Raw genomic sequence first — 15,612 nt, 5'->3', positions numbered from 1 at the left:
TTAGCACGGGTGTTTCACGTGAAACAGCAACCAACAGGCCCACAACCGCGGATACTCGCTATCGCCAACCAGAAGGGCGGCGTCGGCAAAACGACCACTGCCGTGAATCTGGCCGGCGAACTGGCCCGGCGCGGGCGGCGCGTGCTGCTGGTTGACATTGATCCGCAGGGAAACGCAACCACGAGCCTTGCCATCGCCAAAGCCTCATTGACGGTGACGACCTACGATCTGCTGCTAGGGGGCGCGCCGCCAGAGACGATCCCGATGGCAAGCGGACGCGATCGGCTTGAGATTATTCCGGCTGATCAAGAATTGGCCGGTGCAGCGATTGAATTGGTCGACCTCGACCGGCGCGAATGGCGGCTCAGCGATGGCTTGGTTCCCCTCTTGCCGCGTTATGATTGGATCGTGATTGATTGCCCGCCCTCATTGGGCTTACTCACCCTCAATGCCTTGTGTGCGGCCACCGCGGTGCTCATTCCGTTGCAATGCGAATATCTGGCGCTCGAAGGATTGGCGCAGCTTAAGACCACGCTGGAACGGGTGCGCGAAAGTCTTAATCCGACCCTGCGCATTCTCGGGGTGGTGATGACGATGTACGATGGCCGCACCAATCTGGCCCAACAGGTGGTTGATGAAGTGCAGCGCTACTTTCCTCGCCTCATCTGCCGCACCTTGATCCCGCGCAGCGTGCGCCTGAGCGAAGCGCCGAGCCACGGGCGGATCGCTTACGAGTATGATCCGCACGGCCGGGGTGCGCAAGCATACTCGTTGCTGACCGAAGAATTGATTGGACGGGAGGAGCGATTGGTATGAGCCGGAAGCGTGGTTTGGGCAGCGGGTTAGATGCGCTCATTCCGTCATCTACGGCGGAGCAGGCTGCCGTGCGTGAATTGCCGGTGGCGGCGATTCGGGCTAATCGCGCGCAGCCGCGCACATCATTTGATGAGGCTGCCCTCGCTGAACTCGTCGCTTCCATTCAAGAGCACGGCGTGTTGCAGCCGCTGATCGTCAGCGAAGACCCGGCTGGCGGCTATGAGCTGATCGCCGGCGAACGCCGGCTGCGCGCGGCGCGAATGGCTGGTTTGGCCACCGTGCCGGCAATTGTCAAGAATGCGACTCCCCAGCAGTTCCTTGAATTGGCGTTGGTTGAGAATGTGCAGCGCGCCGACCTCAACCCGCTGGAAGAGGCCCAAGCTTACGAAACCTTGCGGCGTGAGTTTGGCTTGAGCGATGATGAGATTGCTCGCCGGGTCGGCAAAAGCCGGGTGGCGATCGTCAATAGCCGCCGCTTGCTCCGCCTTGCCTCCGCTGCCCGGCAAGCCCTGCTCGACGGTACGATCAGCGCCGGTCACGGGCGGGCGCTGCTGCGGCTTGACGATCCCGCCGACCAACAAGCCGCACTTGAACTGATCCAACAACGCGATTTGAACGTGCGTGATGTCGAACGCCTCGCTGAACTAGCCAGCCAACCCGGTCTAGCGGCGCCTACCCGGCGCGCGTTATGTACCGGACAGATCGAACCGGCGCAGGCGCTGGCATTGCTCCAACTGACCGATCCCCAAACCCAAGTGGCTGCTTGTGAGGCGGTGATCACGCATCGGTTTGGTGCTGCCGAGAGTGAACGGTTTTGCGCGGCGCTGGCTGCCGGAGCCGATCTCGCTGCTGCCATCGCCGCAGTGAAAGGGCCTACGAGCACCGTGTCACCGGCTACCACGGCGGCGCGGTCTGCGCCGGAGCGCCAACGCGCGAGCGATACCCGCTCACCGGAAGATCAGATGGCTCAGCAGATGTTTGAAGAGCTGTTGCAAACCCCGGTGCAAATTGCGCGCAGTGGGCGCACCATCAGAGTGACGATTACCCTGTACGATGACGAACAATTGCAAGGATTGTACGATCGCTTATTAGGAAATGGCTAAGCACGCTATGGTAGATGTTATTGCCTTTGGCAATCCGGTGTATGACGAGATTATCACGCCGGTGGTGCGCACCGAAGGGCGCGTACTGTCGGGTTGTTCGACCAACGCCTGTCTTGCCCTCAGCCGGCTTGGCCGCGCCACCGCACTGGTGGGACGGGTGGGGCCTGATTACCTTGACCGGTTTCAGTCTGATCTGGTTCGCTACGGGATTGCGCCGTTTGTGAAATTAGCTTCCCAGACCGGTGGCTTTAAGTTGGTGTACGATCATCGCGGTGATCGCACCCTCGATGTGCTCGGCGTGGCTGAACCAATTACCGCTGTGCCGGCAGCCGTCGCCACCGCTCAAGCGGTTATCGTTGGCCCGATTTTGCAAGAGACGCCGCTCGCGTTGATCCAAGTCATCCGCTCCCAGACCGATGCGCCAATCGTGCTTGACCCACAAGGCTTGCTGCGCCGGTTTGGCGCCGATGGCCGGATCGAGCACTTTTTACCGGATGAATTCGCTGCGATCGCGCCGCTGTGCCACGTGATCAAGGCCAATGAAGTGGAAACCAAAGTCATTACCGGCATTGATCCGCGGATCGATCCGGTGCTCGCGGCGCGGCGGCTGCACGAAACCGGCTGCGCGATTGCGATTGTCACTATCGCCGAAGCCGGTTCGCAGATTGATGATGGTGAGCGCTCGATCGCGATCCCGGCTTACGCAACCGATGCCCGCGACCCGACTGGCGCCGGCGATACGTATATGGCCGGCTTCTTGCACGCCTACCTCACCGATCCGTGCGATCTCTTCCGGGCTGGCTGCACCGGCGCGGCGACGGCCTCGATCTGGATTGAGCATACTGGTCCTGATGCGCCGATCACGCTGGTCGAAGTGGAACGGCGGACGTCCGTTCTGCTATCACAGCCTTGATAATGGCAAAGTCTGATGGAATGAACGCTTCAGTCATTGCCCTAGCTAAAGGATGAACGTCAATGATGCCGTTGCTTGCCCGCTTTCGCCAGTTCTACGAACAGGCCTCCTTGCCGCTTGGCCATTTCTGTACCCGTCTGGGAATCCATCCCAATATGCTGACATATCTGAGCCTCGTGTTCAGTGTTTTGGCTGGGTATCTCCTCTCGCAACAAGCCTTCCTCTGGGGAGTGGTTGCTATCTTACTGATGGGGCTAGCTGATGTCCTCGATGGTGCGACCGCGCGCGCCAGTGGCAAGGCGAGCGAGTACGGGACGGTGCTTGACCACGTGACCGATCGCTATGCCGAGGCGTTTGTGATGGGCGGTTTGATGCTCTCCGGTGTGGTGGCGCCGGTGTGGGCATTGTTTGCGATCTTTGGCATGGTGATGGCAAGCTACGTGCGCGCCCGTGCAGAAGCGACCGGTAAATTGGCTTCGTGCAATGTCGGCTTTGCTGGCCGGCAAGAAAAGCTCGGTCTGCTCTTGTTCGGCTTGGTAGTAATGCCGTTCTTTCCCGACCTACCGATCCTTGAATGGGCCGTGATCGCTGTCGGGGTCGCTTCGCATATTACCGCCGTGCAGCGGCTGCTCTATACACGCCAGATGCTGGTTGGCTCGGCCCGCGATCGAAAATTGCGCAAGGAATCAGGAGTTGCCTAAATCACTGCTTACGAGGTTGCTATGTCACTGTCAGAAGCCGAAGTTCGCCACGTTGCCCGCCTCGCTCGCATTGCCCTGTCCGATGAAGAGATTGCGGTGATGCGAGCCCAGCTCTCGGCGATCCTTGACTATATCGCGATGTTGCAGGAAGTCGATTTGCGTAATGTCCCGCCGACGGCGCAAGTCACCGGTTTGACCACGGTTTGGCGGCCTGATGTGGTGGGTGAGATGTTGACTCAAGCGCAGGCGTTGGCCAATGCGCCCGATCAGCAAGATGGCATGTTCCGCGTGCGCGCCGTGTTTGAAGAGTAGTGCGGTGTGGGCGGGTAAGCGTCATCAGCCGTAGCTGAACTGCAACCTTTTGTAATTCGGCAACGTCGTACCGGCAGCGATGCAATGGTGCTAATGCAGTGAAAGGATATGGCGATGTACGGGAACAATGGCAATGGCTCGCGCCAATCGTATGTGCTCATCGGCGGCTACCCGATCAAGTCGATCTATGTGATCATCTTCGGGTTGATCGTCTTTGGGTTAGTGGTCTACTTGTTGCTGCGCTTCTTTAACATCGGTCTCACGATGCACTTTAGCGCCTTTGCCGGGGTGCTGTTGCTGATCGCCAATCTGCGCGAACTGTTAGGTACGGGCTATATCCAGCGCGGCAGTACCGCCCTGCTCAATACGCTGGTTGGCGGTGGTCTAATCTGTGCGTGGCTGGCCCAATTCTTCGTCTTCTTCTGGTTGCCGGCGCTGCTGGCAGTTGGCGTCGCGACGCCACTAGTGCTCAACCGGTCGGGTGTCTACGCGGCCTATCTGACCACTGCCCAGCAAGCTGTCGAGCGAGTGCGCCGCACCTTGGTGCGGTGAGGGGAATGTGGATAGAGTGGGTTTGGAAGGGCGGGTGGGAAGGGCGGGTTTCAAACCCGCCCTTCCCACTCCTACGGATAGATCCGGTATAACTGGCGGGGGAACGGGATCGTCTCGCGGATGTGGCGGGTGCCGGTGATCCACGCCACGATGCGCTCGATCCCCATGCCAAACCCACTGTGCGGTACCGTCCCATAACGGCGCAGGTCAAGGTACCACTCGTATTCCTCGATCCGTAATCCGTGCTCGCGGATACGCTGCTCGAGCAACACTGGGTCGTGGATGCGCTGCGAACCGCCGATGATCTCACCGTATCCCTCTGGCGCCAGCAAGTCGGCGCAGAGCGCCACTTCGGGCCGGTTGGGGTCGGGTTGCATGTAGAACGCCTTCACCGCCGATGGGAAACGCTCGACAAAGACCGGACGGTCGAACTTCGAGGCGATCAGCGTCTCGTGCGGCGCGCCGAAGTCTTCACCCCACGGCAACGGATCGGCGCCCTCTACTTCGCCCTGATGAGTGGCAATCAATGCAATCGCCTGATCGTAGGTGATGCGCGGGAAGGGCGGTACGACCTGCTCGAGCATGGTGGTGTCGCGTTCCAGCACCTTCAGATCTTCGCGCCGGCGATCGAGCACGCGGGCCACAATCGCGCTGACAAATTGCTCTTGCAGCCGCATATTGTCTTCGTGATCGGCAAACGCAACTTCCGGCTCGATCATCCAGAATTCGGTCAAGTGCCGGCGCGTCTTGCTCTTTTCAGCGCGGAAGGTGGGGCCAAAGCAGTACACCCGGCCAAACGCCATCATGCCGGCTTCGACATAGAGCTGACCGGTTTGGGCAAGATAGGCTTTGCCAAGGTCGAAGTAATCGGTAGCAAAAAGGTTGGTCGTGCCTTCGGCGGCGGTGGCGGTGAGGATCGGCGTATCGAAGCGGACGAAGCCCTGCTCGTTGAGCCATTCTTGCGCAGCGGCGATGACTTCGGCCCGGATGCGCAAGATGGCGTGCTGTTTGGAAGAGCGCACCCAGAGATGGCGGTGTTCCATCAAGAACTCGACCCCATGTTCTTTGGGGGTGATAGGGTAGTCGTGGCTTGGGCCGATGAGTTCAATCTCTTCGACGTCAAGCTCGTACCCGCCCGGTGCCCGCTCATCGGCGCGCACGCTGCCGGTAATCCGGCATGAACTCTCTTGCGTCAACGCCTGTGCGGTGGCAAACGTCGCTTCACTCACATTCTTTTTAAAGGTCACGCACTGAATCGTCCCGCTGCCATCGCGCAGCAAGATAAAAATCAGTTTGCCTTTCTCAGTCTTGTGGTAGATCCAGCCGGTCAGCGTCACCCGTTGGCCGGTGTGGCGGGCAATGGTTGCGACAGTTGCAGTCGGCAATAGCGACATACACACTCCTTTATTGCTCACTATGGCCAAGGCGCGTAACCGGTCGCTGACAAACCGCTTCAGCGTGTGAACGTTGGTCTGAGCATCGCCCTGGCTCGCTACTCACAACTTCCTACTCCCCATTCCCCTTTCTACCGCGTCAGTATGCCACGACTCAGAACGGCTGGCAAATTGACAGCAATCGCCCGTTGCCGGATAATGCTTGCCAAAGGCGCGTAATCGCGGCGAATGCCGCCCAGCGCCTGATCTGCGCATTGTTCCTGTATGATGAGGAAGCGGCGATGAAAGCTGTGATTCAGCATTGGTATACCCATCCAGCGGTACGCGCCGCGTTGGCCGATCTGGCTGACTATCGTTCGACGTTGGCGACAGCGATCGAGATTCAACAGGTGCCGGCCCCAACCTTTGCTGAACATTCGCGTTCGTCGCTGGTGAGCCAACGGATGCAGGCGCTCGGCTTGCACGATGTCGAAATCGATGAGCTTGGCAATGTCTATGGTCGCCGGCCCGGCCAGCGCGATCGCCCGGCACTGTTGGTTTCGGCCCATCTCGATACCGTTTTCCCCGCCGACACCGATCTCTCGATCCGCTACGAAGGCGATCGGGTCTACGGCCCCGGCATTGGTGATAACAGCGCCGGTTTGGCCGGTCTGCTGCGCTTGGCCGAAGTCTATCAGCGGTTTAATCTGCCTACCGCTAGCGATATTTGGTTTGTTGCGAATGTCGCCGAAGAAGGGTTGGGTGATCTGCGCGGGATGCGGGCCGTGATCGACCGGCTGCGCACCCGGCTCGGCGCCGTCGTGGTGATCGAGGGTTGTGATTTTGGCTCGCTCCACCATCAGGCGATTGGGGTGCGCCGCTTTCGGATCGAAGCTTCGGGGCCGGGGGGCCATTCGTGGGGCAATTTTGGCACGCCGAGCGCCATCCATGTGCTGGTGCGGCTGGCCGCCCGCTTGACCGAACTGAATGTGCCGCTGTCGCCCCGCACGACGTTTAATATTGGTACAATCAGCGGCGGCACCTCGGTCAATACGATTGCCCAACACGCCAGTATGCTGATTGACCTGCGCTCGGTGTCGTCGGCGGCACTGGCCGATCTGGTCAACGAGGTCTACCGTTTGGTGGAAGAAGTGGCCCTCGAACAGCCCGAAGTCCATCTGCAATTGACCAAAGTCGGCGATCGCCCGTCCGGTGCGATCCCGCGCGAGCATCCGCTGGTGCAAGCGGCAGTGGCCGCGTATCAGATGGTTGGCGCGCAGATTTCGTTCCAGCAGAGCAGCACCGACGCAAACGTTCCGCTCAGCCTTGGGATGCCGGCGGTGTGTGTCGGCCTGACTGACGGCGGTAATGCCCACCGCACCGACGAGTATATCTTGCCGGCCAACCTGAGCCGGGGGATGCAAGCGTTGCTCTTGCTGACGTTGGCTGCCGCCGCGATCGAGGGGTAAGGCGCTCGTCGCGGGCAACGCAACAGATCATGCGTCCTCTCCGCTTTCTTTGCCTGAAGGAGAGGAGATGAGGGTAAATCCGTCAGGATGCGAAGGCGATGGCCGATGTCGCCGAATGGAGCAACCGGTCGGACAGCCGTTCTCTCGGTAGTCCGGATCTGGCAATGCGCCAAAGGGTTTCCAGACTCGGTTGGCTTGCTGGCCCAGCCTAAAGTTCCACTAGAAATACGGTACAATGCAGCTATGCGTCGACTACTCATCCTCTGCTTGATCGCACTGCTGATCGGATTGGAGCCGCTGCCAGCGGCTGCCAATACCGCCGCCGGTACGCCGGTGCTCTTCCGCGAGACAGGGCATACCTTGGCTTATGCGTTCCGCGAGTTTTATGACCGGCAGGGAGGGTTGCCGATCTTTGGCTACCCGCTGACCGAGGTGTTCATCGAAGATGGCCGCCCGGTGCAATATTTCGAGCGGGCCCGCTTCGAGTGGCATGCCGAGTTGGCATTGGTGCAGGTGGGGCATCTGGGACGTTGGGCCGCGGCGGCGTATGCTGATCATCCTGCCTTCACCCCGCTGCCGGCGCCGCCGGCCAATGCCGATTTCTTCCCTGAAACCGGCCATAGTCTGAGTGGCGCGTTCCGAACCTTTTGGTGGCGGAACGGCGGCTTGCCCACCTTCGGTTATCCGTTGTCGGAGCCGTTTGAGATCATTGACGATCACGGTCAACCCCGGCTCGTACAATATTTCGAGCGGGCCCGTTTCGAGTGGCATCCCCAAAACCCGCCGCGCTATCAGGTGTTGCTCAGCCATTTGGGAAGGGCATGGTTGGCCGCCCATCCGGCACCGGAATGGACACTCGCGCCGGTGAAGACCGCCGATGCCGCGTGGGTTGCTGTGCGCCCTACCCGCGTGCGCGTGCCCCGGATCGGAGTTGATACCGAGGTGGTCAGCGCCGGCTTTTCGTTCGGCGCGTGGGATGTGCCGCGCTACACGGCAGTCCACTACTGGCCGATCAGCGGTTATCCCAGCACGAGCGGCAATATCGTTATTGCCGGGCATGTGGGCTATCGCGGCATCATCTTTAATCAACTGCCGGCGATTGCCGTTGGCGACGAGGTGTTGGTCACGGTGAATGGCAGCGACCGCCGCTATATTGTGCGCGAGGTTGTTACCGTCCTGCCGGAAGATACGTGGGTGCTGGCGCCTACCAGCAGCGAAACCTTGACCCTCATCACCTGCGTGCCAATTGGTGTCTATTCGCATCGCCTGATTGTGCGCGCTGCGCCAGTCGCCGGCTCGTGAGAAAGGGGGGAGCTATGGAACAACGCCGTCGTGGATCGGGCTGGATCGGCTGGCTCGTGTTCCTACTGTTTATTCTGGGGCCGTCTATTCTGCCGCCGTTGGCGCGTTGGCTGACCCAACAGACCGGCATACCAATCGGCACCACCGAACTGTTTATTGCCCTGATTGTGTTGATGGTGGTCATCTCAGTTGGCAGCAGTATATTTGGCGCGCTGCGCCGGTCGAGCGAGGGTAGTGGCGGGCAGTCAATGCCGGAAGGGAATGCCCCCTTTAACGTTCCATCGGCACAGGGCGAAGTTTTTCGCTTACCGTCTTCAAACCCTGATGAAGTGTTTCGCACGCCGCCGCCGCCACCCAAACCGCCGCGTATGCCGGCTTCGTCAACCAATCTGCCCGGTGCGCCCCGTTTCGAGCCAATTATCGATCCGCGGATCTTGACGATAGGGATTATCGGGGTGGTATTCATTGGCTTGGTGTTTGGAGTGCTGTTTTTGCTGACCAATCCGTAACCGGTCTGCTCCTTTTCCTGAAGAAAACGCATGAACCTGTACGATCCTTTTGCGCGTTACTACGATGCCGATTTTCGTCATTTTCACGATGATGTGCCCTTTTACCGCGAGTGGGCGCGCCGCACTGGCGATCCGATCCTCGAATTGATGTGTGGGACGGGGCGGGTGCTGGTGCCGTTGGCCAGCGCCGGTTATCGTCTCACCGGCGTTGATCTTTCGCCAGCGATGCTGGCGCTGGCCAGCGAACGGCTTGCCGCCGAAGGCTTGGCCGACCGGGTGACGCTGATCGAAGCCGATGTACGCGGCGTGGTCTTGCCGGAAAATCATTTTCCATTAGCGTTTGTAGCAGTTAATTCGTTTATGCACTTAACCACGATCGAAGATCAGCTAGCGGCGCTGGCAGCGGTGCGCCGGTCGCTCACCCGCAAAGGAACGCTGATCATCGATCTGTTTAATCCCGATCCGCTGGCCATTACCCGTGAAGATGGCCGGATGCAGCTTGAACGCAGCTACGAACTCGATGGCCGCTATGTGCAGAAATTTGTCGTGATCGAGAGCGATGCCGCCGAGCAGATCAGTCACGTTACCTTCATTTACGACGAAACGGCGGCTGATGGCGTATTGACCCGGCGCACGATGCAGTTTACCATGCGCTGGCTCTACCGCTTTGAGCTAGAACATCTGCTGGCGCGGGCTGGCTTTACCCTCCGCGCTATCTATGGCAATTACGATTTGGAACCGTACACCTCGGCGAGCCCGCGTTTGATTGCGGTGGCTGCGCCGCGCCGTTAAGCGACGTTGTTACTGAAGGAGCACGCTCGTATGCTGTCGATCCAAGAGATTATGGCCCTGATTCCGCACCGCTATCCGTTTCTGTTGGTTGATCGGATTGTCGAGTTGGAACCGGGGGTGCGCGCGGTAGGAGAGAAGTTGGTCTCGGCGAATGAACCCTACTTTCAGGGCCATTTCCCGGGCAACCCGATTATGCCCGGCGTGTTGATCCTAGAGGCGTTGGCCCAAACTGGCGCAGTAGCGGCGCTGAGCCTGCCCGAAAACGCCGGCAAGCTGGTGCTCTTTGCTGGGATTGACGGCGCGCGCTTTAAGCGGGTGGTGCGCCCCGGCGATACCCTGCGGCTGGAAGTGCAGCTCGAACGGATGCGGCGCGGGATCGGCAAGGGTCAGGCCCGCGCCACCGTCGCCGATCAACTGGCGTGCGAAGCCGAATTGCTCTTTGCGCTCCAGTAGGCCATGGCGCGCCGTGGCCCGATACGTGAAGGGTGTGTAATCTATACTCCTCTGTCCGCCCTTTTGGTGACAGGCGTAAGTTCCCTTTCACTGTCCACTGGAATGGGAAGGGGAGTGGAGGCACAATCCCGCACTCGTGGCTACGCCAAGCGGAGTGCGGTGCGCACAGACAGGAGAGGAGCGTACCTCCGCTCCCCACAGAGCTTGCGAGGGCGCGTGGCCGGTTGTCATTGCGAGGGCGCGGAGCGCCCGAAGCAATCCCCCGCTTCAGCACAAGGTGAGGGGGTTAAGGCTAAGGCGCAAAGCGTTTACACGCAAAGACGCAGAGGACGCGAAGGGGCGCAAATGCGATTCATCCTCGACTTCCTCCGCGGTACAAGCTACTGCTCAACCGGCTTTGACCACGCCACCACCAAGCACGACAGCGCCGTGACCAGCGCTACCGGCCCAAACAACAGTTTTTCGCCGAGGCTTGGCGAAGCGAGATTGGCTAGAGTATTCAGGAACAGGTAAGCGGTTATCAGCCACGCCACAATTACCAGCCCTTTCCTCGGACGGCCCGCGCCGTCAAGCCCGGCATGCCGCCAGATGGCGTAGGCCGATGGGGCTAGAATGGCAATTGCTGCCACCCCGCCGATCTGTACCGTCGGATTGAGCGTTTTCTGGGTGCCGCCCCATGCCCACGAGACCGGGATCACGCCGATGATCAACAAAAGCTGCCCCTCCATCGCGAGGGCAAAAGCGCCAGTCGCGATGTGGCCGGCTATGCGCGCCGTCGCCGGGTTACGCCATTGTTCCATTGGCCTGCCCTTATCAGTGGTGAAGGAAAACCTCAGCAACGCCCGTTGTAGGCGATGATTGTTAAGCGCAGGCTAAGCCGGCCAGACCGGCCCGGTATGGGTAAGAGTGCTAGCGAGGTGTGAAATGACAACGTAGAACAGCGCTAACATTTCTTAGGGCTAAAACCTCGCCTATCGACGTGGCTAGCAATTTTTCGTATACTAGCACGTAAGTACCACAATACGCATCCAAAAGGTAAACCCCGGTTTCGGCGCTAACGATAGCAAGGAACGCAACCGGAGCAAGGGTATGACGGGTTCGCAACTGCTCAAAGAACAACGAGCAGAGATGTTAGCGATCTACGCTCGGTATGGGACGCGAAATGTGCGAATCTTTGGCTCGGTTGCCCGTGGTGATGCCGATGAGCAGAGTGATATTGATTTTATCGTTGATCGAGAGGAAGAAAGAACACCGTTTGACCTTGGCGGCCTCCAGTATGATCTTGAACTATTGTTGAAACTTCCAGTTGATATTGTTACCGAGTCTGGTCTCAAGCTGCGCATGCGCGATCGTGTGCTTCACGAGGCAAGAGCATTATGAGAAATCCGGTCCAGCGCTGTCGCAGCGCAAATAGGCCATCTCATCGCACTAGCTAAGCGAGCTAGGTCACTTGCTCAGAACATTCCTTGCCACCGAAGCAACATCTGAACAAATGACCTAGCTCGCTGCTTTCCCAATTCATTTCCTTCACTTCCAACCTATTTCAAGCCAACAGTATTTTCACCCCTCCCACTGTTCAAGCCGCTGCTTAACCGTGGCAAGGAAGCGATCGGCGGTGGCGCCGTCGGCGATCCGGTGGTCGAAGGTGAAGGAGAGGTAGCAGAGCGGGCGAATGGCGATGGCGTCAAGCCCGTTTTGGGTGATGACGACCGGACGCTTGACCACTGCGCCGATGCCGAGAATGCCGGCTTGGGGCTGGTTGATGATCGGCGTGGCAAATAGGCTGCCGGTGACGCCGTGGTTGGTGATGGTAAACGTGCCGCCGTAGGTCTCTTCGGGCCGCAGCCGTTTGGTACGCGCCCGCTCGGCGAGATCGTTGACGGCGCGGGCCAGACCGAGCAGATTCTTCTCGTCGGCGTCGGGAATGACCGGCACCAGCAAGCCTTCGTTGAGCGCCACCGCTACACCGATGTTGATCCGGCGGTGCATCACGATGCCTTGCTCGGTGAAGCTGCCGTTGAAGACCGGCGCCGCTTGCAGGCCAGCGACGGTCGCCATCACGAAGTAGGGGGTGAGGGTCAAACGCACCCCTTGCCGGTTAAATGCTTCTTGATGGGTGGCGCGGTGCGCGAGAACCCGGCTCAGATCGACCTCCATCACCGTGGTCACGTGCGGCGATGTGCGCACCGAACGGGCCATGTGCTCGGCGATGCTGCGCCGCATGGGCGTCAACGGCACTAGTTCAGCGTCGGCAGGAATCTCGATCGGCGCTGGGGCCGGCTCGACCGCCGGGGCGGGGGCGACGCTCGGCGTGGCGGCGACCGCCGGGGCGGGGGCGACGCTCGGCGCGGGCGCAACTGCCGGAGCCGGCGCAGCCGGTTGCCGCTCGCGTTCGGCAAGGAAGCGCAGCACATCTTGTTTCGTGATTCGCCCGCCTTGCCCGCTGCCGCGGATTTGGGCCGGGTCGAGGTTGTGTTCGGCTAACAACCGGGCCACTACCGGCGAGAGGTAAGCATTGCGGCCATCGGTGGCCGGCGGCGGCGCAGTCGTTGTTGTGGCGGTAGCTGCGGCCACTGCCGGCGCGGCAACAGTCGCTACCACCGGGCTGGCTGCCGGGGCCGGTGCCGCTATCGCCTCCCCAGCCGGGGCAAGCCGGGCAACCACCGTGCCGACCCGCACCGTCTCGCCTTCGGGTACTAGTATCTCGTGGAGGATGCCGGCTTCGGGGGCCGGCACCTCCGTATCAACTTTATCAGTCACCACTTCCAATAACGGCTCGTATTTCTTCACCGGTTCGCCGGGCCGCTTGAGCCAGCGCCCGACAGTGCCTTCGGTGACGCTCTCGCCCAATTGGGGCATCTTGATGTCGATCATGGATCTCACCTGCTAGTACGTTGCGCGTTGAACGTAGGACATAGCGGCGCTGTGTCCCTACGAGATGACCCGCCTTTCAATATGCGGCCAACCGGCGCATAGCGGCGGCAATTGAATCCGGTGAGGGCATAAAGGCCGCTTCGAGCGAATGGGCAAACGGCATTGCCGGCACATCGGGCCCGCCGACCCGCATCACCGGCCCGTCGAGATACTCGAAGGCGTGTTCGGCGATAATCGCCGCCACTTCGCCGCCAAACCCGCCAAACAGATTGTCTTCGTGGACGATCAGCGCCTTGCCGGTGCGGCGCACGCTGGCGAGAATCGTCTCGGTGTCGAGCGGGCGCAGTGTGCGCAGGTCGACCACCTCGACGCTCACCCCTTCGGCGGCGAGCGCCTGCGCCGCTTCGAGGCAGTAGTGCAGCATCAGGCCATAGGCAAAGACCGACATATCCTCGCCGGGCCGCTTGATGTCGGCGGGGCCAATCGGCACGCGGTAGTCCTCTTCGGGCACGAAGCCTTTGATCAGGCGGTAGGTCTTTTTGTGTTCGAGGAACAGCACCGGGTTCGGATCTTCGATCGCGCTCTTGAGCAAGCCTTTGGCGTCATAGGGGGTTGATGGCGTCACCACCTTGAGGCCGGGCACGTGGGCAAAGAAGGCTTCCACACTCTGGCTGTGGTAGAGCGCGCCGTGAATGCCGCCGCCGTAAGGTACTCGGATGACCAGCGGCACCTCCCAATCGCCGTTCGAGCGGTAGTGAATTCGGGCCGCCTCTTGCACGATCTGGTTAAAGGCGGGCGCAATGAAGTCGGCGAATTGGATTTCGGCGATCGGCAGCGTATCGTTCATCGCCGCGCCAATGCACGCGCCGACGATCACGCTCTCGGCCAGCGGCGAGTCGATCACGCGCATCGGGCCATATTTGTCGTATAAGCCCTCGGTGACGCGGAAGACGCCGCCGCGCTTACCAACATCTTCCCCAAAAATAAAGACCCGCGCATCGGCAGCCATCGCCTCGTCGAGGCCCCGCCGGATCGCTTCGAGCAGGTTCATCTCGGGCATACCATTCTCCATGAATATGTTTAACGCCAAGCCGCTAAGCACGCGAAGTTCGCTAAGGTTTTTTGGATGGTCGCCTCAAGCGCACTTGCACCATCCCCCACCATCCCTTTGCGTCTCTGCGCCTTTGCGTGTCATCGTCCTTTGCGTCTCTGCGTGTACCATCCTCTGCGCCTTTGTCCCCTCTGCATCTCTGCGTTAACGGCGTGGCCGCACTGGCGCATACACATGGTCATACAGTGTTTCGGGTTCGGGCATCGGCGCGCGTTCGGCCTCTTCGGTGGCCCGATCAACGATCGCCGCCACTTCAGCGCGCATCTCCTGCTCTTCAGCTTCGCTCAAGATACCGTGCTCGCGCAGGTGGGCGACAAAACGCACAATGGGGTCTTGGTGGCGCACCAACGCGATCTCGTGCGGTGGGCGATAGGTGCGGTCGTTGTCGTCGCTCGAGTGGGCCGTCATCCGCACCACGCGGGCCTCGATCAGCGTGGGGCCATCACCGCGGCGCGCGCGCTCGACAGCGCGGCGGGTGACTTCGTAGACGGCCAGCACATCGGTTCCATCCACGCTGATGCCGGGAATGCCATAGGCCGGCCCGCGGTCGGCCACGCTGGCCACCGCCATCTGCTGGCGTTGGTGGACGCTAATCGCGTACTCGTTATTTTCGCACTGGAAAATGACCGGCAGCCGGTGAACGGCTGCCAGATTGAGTGCTTCGTGAAAGTCGCCTTGGCTGGTGGTGCCCTCGCCGAAGGATACCCACGCTACCGCATCGCCGCCTTTAATTTTTTCGGCCAGACCAATCCCCGCCGCGTGCGCAATCTGCGTCCCCACCGGCGACGATTGGGTCACAATTTTCAAGCGGCGGCAGCCGTAGTGAGCCGGCATCTGCCGGCCTCCCGAACTCGGATCGGTGGCGCGGGCAAAGAGACCAAGCATCACTTCGGTCGGGGTCATCCCCATCACCAGCACCGTCGCCAAGCCGCGATAGTAAGGCAGCACAAAGTCCTTCCCGCGACTCAGCGCAAACGCCGCCCCCACCTGCGCCGCTTCGTGGCCTTGGCAACTAATCACAAATGGCGCTTTGCCGGCCCGGTTGAGCACCCACATTCGCTCATCGAGCGCTCGCGCTAACATCATATACCGCAGCATGTCACGCAACGTATGCGGCGGCAGATCGTGCCCAAATCCCGGACTGGCGCTGACTTCGTTGGTCGAGACGGTCATCGATACTACCTCCCTCTTGATTTACGCGCCAATACCAAATTCCCGCCACGGTTCGCCGTAGCGGGGCGCGACAACGCAGGCGCACGCTCGTAAACGCTTACGTTCCGTCCCCATCGACGGCGATCGTGTGTTCAGGCTATCATGAATAGTATAGCCGAA

General features: G+C 60.5%; 17 protein-coding genes. 12 read left to right on the top strand and 5 right to left on the bottom strand.

What is annotated here, in order from left to right; all coding sequences use genetic code 11:
• Positions 1-18: 18 nt before the first annotated feature.
• The 6 genes from U9R61_RS12445 to U9R61_RS12420 all read left to right on the top strand — a co-directional run bounded on the left by U9R61_RS12445 (position 19) and on the right by U9R61_RS12420 (position 4,397).
• Positions 19-816: a ParA family protein gene (locus tag U9R61_RS12445; protein WP_322489139.1), complete on the top strand. Its 798-nt coding sequence runs from the start codon at positions 19-21 to the stop codon at positions 814-816.
• Positions 813-1,919 carry a ParB/RepB/Spo0J family partition protein gene (locus U9R61_RS12440; RefSeq protein WP_322489138.1) on the top strand — a complete coding sequence of 369 codons (1,107 nt, stop codon included), beginning with the start codon at positions 813-815 and terminating at the stop codon, positions 1,917-1,919. The genes U9R61_RS12445 and U9R61_RS12440 overlap by 4 nt, the downstream gene beginning before the upstream one ends.
• A 7-nt stretch (positions 1,920-1,926) precedes the next feature.
• Complete coding sequence (locus U9R61_RS12435) at positions 1,927-2,832, top strand: PfkB family carbohydrate kinase (protein ID WP_322489137.1); 906 nt, start codon at positions 1,927-1,929, stop codon at positions 2,830-2,832.
• Positions 2,833-2,894: 62 nt separating this feature from the next.
• The gene (locus U9R61_RS12430) at positions 2,895-3,533 is read left to right on the top strand and encodes a CDP-alcohol phosphatidyltransferase family protein (RefSeq protein WP_322489136.1); all 639 of its coding nucleotides are present in this window, start codon (positions 2,895-2,897) and stop codon (positions 3,531-3,533) included.
• 21 nt (positions 3,534-3,554) lie between these two features.
• Positions 3,555-3,845 (top strand): Asp-tRNA(Asn)/Glu-tRNA(Gln) amidotransferase subunit GatC, encoded by a 291-nt coding sequence (gatC, locus tag U9R61_RS12425; RefSeq protein WP_322489135.1) that lies wholly within the window; start codon positions 3,555-3,557, stop codon positions 3,843-3,845.
• Between the two features lie 114 nt (positions 3,846-3,959).
• Entirely contained in the window at positions 3,960-4,397 is a 438-nt protein-coding gene (locus tag U9R61_RS12420; RefSeq protein ID WP_322489134.1) for a hypothetical protein, read from the top strand.
• Between the two features lie 71 nt (positions 4,398-4,468).
• Here the strand turns inward: U9R61_RS12420 and asnS are convergent, their stop codons facing one another.
• Positions 4,469-5,791: an asparagine--tRNA ligase gene (asnS, locus tag U9R61_RS12415; RefSeq protein WP_322489133.1), complete on the bottom strand. Its 1,323-nt coding sequence runs from the start codon at positions 5,789-5,791 to the stop codon at positions 4,469-4,471.
• A 281-nt stretch (positions 5,792-6,072) separates the two neighbouring features.
• Between asnS and U9R61_RS12410 the strand changes: the two genes are divergently transcribed.
• The 5 genes from U9R61_RS12410 to fabZ all read left to right on the top strand — a co-directional run bounded on the left by U9R61_RS12410 (position 6,073) and on the right by fabZ (position 10,295).
• Positions 6,073-7,239 (top strand): M20/M25/M40 family metallo-hydrolase, encoded by a 1,167-nt coding sequence (locus U9R61_RS12410; protein ID WP_322489132.1) that lies wholly within the window; start codon positions 6,073-6,075, stop codon positions 7,237-7,239.
• A 243-nt stretch (positions 7,240-7,482) separates the two neighbouring features.
• Complete coding sequence (locus tag U9R61_RS12405; RefSeq protein ID WP_322489131.1) at positions 7,483-8,541, top strand: sortase; 1,059 nt, start codon at positions 7,483-7,485, stop codon at positions 8,539-8,541.
• Between the two features lie 14 nt (positions 8,542-8,555).
• Complete coding sequence (locus U9R61_RS12400) at positions 8,556-9,050, top strand: hypothetical protein (protein WP_322489130.1); 495 nt, start codon at positions 8,556-8,558, stop codon at positions 9,048-9,050.
• A gap of 30 nt (positions 9,051-9,080) precedes the next feature.
• On the top strand, positions 9,081-9,842 hold the full coding sequence (locus U9R61_RS12395) for a class I SAM-dependent methyltransferase (RefSeq protein ID WP_322489129.1): 762 nt from the start codon (positions 9,081-9,083) through the stop codon (positions 9,840-9,842).
• Positions 9,843-9,872: 30 nt separating this feature from the next.
• Positions 9,873-10,295 carry a 3-hydroxyacyl-ACP dehydratase FabZ gene (gene fabZ, locus U9R61_RS12390; RefSeq protein WP_298401487.1) on the top strand — a complete coding sequence of 141 codons (423 nt, stop codon included), beginning with the start codon at positions 9,873-9,875 and terminating at the stop codon, positions 10,293-10,295.
• Between the two features lie 380 nt (positions 10,296-10,675).
• On the opposite strand, the gene U9R61_RS12385 is transcribed toward fabZ, so the two are convergent.
• Complete coding sequence (locus U9R61_RS12385; RefSeq protein WP_322489128.1) at positions 10,676-11,095, bottom strand: hypothetical protein; 420 nt, start codon at positions 11,093-11,095, stop codon at positions 10,676-10,678.
• Positions 11,096-11,384: 289 nt separating this feature from the next.
• Between U9R61_RS12385 and U9R61_RS12380 the strand changes: the two genes are divergently transcribed.
• Positions 11,385-11,675: a nucleotidyltransferase family protein gene (locus U9R61_RS12380; RefSeq protein WP_322489127.1), complete on the top strand. Its 291-nt coding sequence runs from the start codon at positions 11,385-11,387 to the stop codon at positions 11,673-11,675.
• A gap of 180 nt (positions 11,676-11,855) precedes the next feature.
• On the opposite strand, the gene U9R61_RS12375 is transcribed toward U9R61_RS12380, so the two are convergent.
• The 3 genes from U9R61_RS12375 to U9R61_RS12365 all read right to left on the bottom strand — a co-directional run bounded on the left by U9R61_RS12375 (position 11,856) and on the right by U9R61_RS12365 (position 15,453).
• A complete protein-coding gene (locus U9R61_RS12375; protein WP_322489126.1) occupies positions 11,856-13,169 on the bottom strand; it encodes a dihydrolipoamide acetyltransferase family protein in 1,314 nt (437 codons plus the stop codon).
• A 76-nt stretch (positions 13,170-13,245) separates the two neighbouring features.
• Complete coding sequence (locus U9R61_RS12370) at positions 13,246-14,229, bottom strand: alpha-ketoacid dehydrogenase subunit beta (protein ID WP_322489125.1); 984 nt, start codon at positions 14,227-14,229, stop codon at positions 13,246-13,248.
• 195 nt (positions 14,230-14,424) lie between these two features.
• Positions 14,425-15,453 carry a thiamine pyrophosphate-dependent dehydrogenase E1 component subunit alpha gene (locus U9R61_RS12365; RefSeq protein WP_322489124.1) on the bottom strand — a complete coding sequence of 343 codons (1,029 nt, stop codon included), beginning with the start codon at positions 15,451-15,453 and terminating at the stop codon, positions 14,425-14,427.
• Between the last annotated feature and the right edge of the window lie 159 nt (positions 15,454-15,612).

It is taken from the genome of Chloroflexus sp., assembly GCF_034431535.1.
Taxonomy (GTDB): Bacteria; Chloroflexota; Chloroflexia; order Chloroflexales; family Chloroflexaceae; genus Chloroflexus.
This window is presented reverse-complemented; position numbering and strand designations above follow the sequence as displayed.

What these genes read in the sequence shown, in the direction of transcription:
- gatC (WP_322489135.1), top strand. Translation starts at nt 3,555, where the DNA reads ATGTCACTGTCAGAAGCCGAAGTTCGCCACGTTGCCCGCCTCGCTCGC.
- asnS (WP_322489133.1), bottom strand. Translation starts at nt 5,791, where the DNA reads ATGTCGCTATTGCCGACTGCAACTGTCGCAACCATTGCCCGCCACACC.
- U9R61_RS12420 (WP_322489134.1), top strand. Translation starts at nt 3,960, where the DNA reads ATGTACGGGAACAATGGCAATGGCTCGCGCCAATCGTATGTGCTCATC.
- U9R61_RS12435 (WP_322489137.1), top strand. Translation starts at nt 1,927, where the DNA reads ATGGTAGATGTTATTGCCTTTGGCAATCCGGTGTATGACGAGATTATC.
- U9R61_RS12395 (WP_322489129.1), top strand. Translation starts at nt 9,081, where the DNA reads ATGAACCTGTACGATCCTTTTGCGCGTTACTACGATGCCGATTTTCGT.
- U9R61_RS12440 (WP_322489138.1), top strand. Translation starts at nt 813, where the DNA reads ATGAGCCGGAAGCGTGGTTTGGGCAGCGGGTTAGATGCGCTCATTCCG.
- U9R61_RS12385 (WP_322489128.1), bottom strand. Translation starts at nt 11,095, where the DNA reads ATGGAACAATGGCGTAACCCGGCGACGGCGCGCATAGCCGGCCACATC.
- U9R61_RS12410 (WP_322489132.1), top strand. Translation starts at nt 6,073, where the DNA reads ATGAAAGCTGTGATTCAGCATTGGTATACCCATCCAGCGGTACGCGCC.
- U9R61_RS12380 (WP_322489127.1), top strand. Translation starts at nt 11,385, where the DNA reads ATGACGGGTTCGCAACTGCTCAAAGAACAACGAGCAGAGATGTTAGCG.
- U9R61_RS12375 (WP_322489126.1), bottom strand. Translation starts at nt 13,169, where the DNA reads ATGATCGACATCAAGATGCCCCAATTGGGCGAGAGCGTCACCGAAGGC.
- U9R61_RS12365 (WP_322489124.1), bottom strand. Translation starts at nt 15,453, where the DNA reads ATGACCGTCTCGACCAACGAAGTCAGCGCCAGTCCGGGATTTGGGCAC.
- U9R61_RS12430 (WP_322489136.1), top strand. Translation starts at nt 2,895, where the DNA reads ATGATGCCGTTGCTTGCCCGCTTTCGCCAGTTCTACGAACAGGCCTCC.
- fabZ (WP_298401487.1), top strand. Translation starts at nt 9,873, where the DNA reads ATGCTGTCGATCCAAGAGATTATGGCCCTGATTCCGCACCGCTATCCG.
- U9R61_RS12400 (WP_322489130.1), top strand. Translation starts at nt 8,556, where the DNA reads ATGGAACAACGCCGTCGTGGATCGGGCTGGATCGGCTGGCTCGTGTTC.
- U9R61_RS12405 (WP_322489131.1), top strand. Translation starts at nt 7,483, where the DNA reads ATGCGTCGACTACTCATCCTCTGCTTGATCGCACTGCTGATCGGATTG.
- U9R61_RS12370 (WP_322489125.1), bottom strand. Translation starts at nt 14,229, where the DNA reads ATGCCCGAGATGAACCTGCTCGAAGCGATCCGGCGGGGCCTCGACGAG.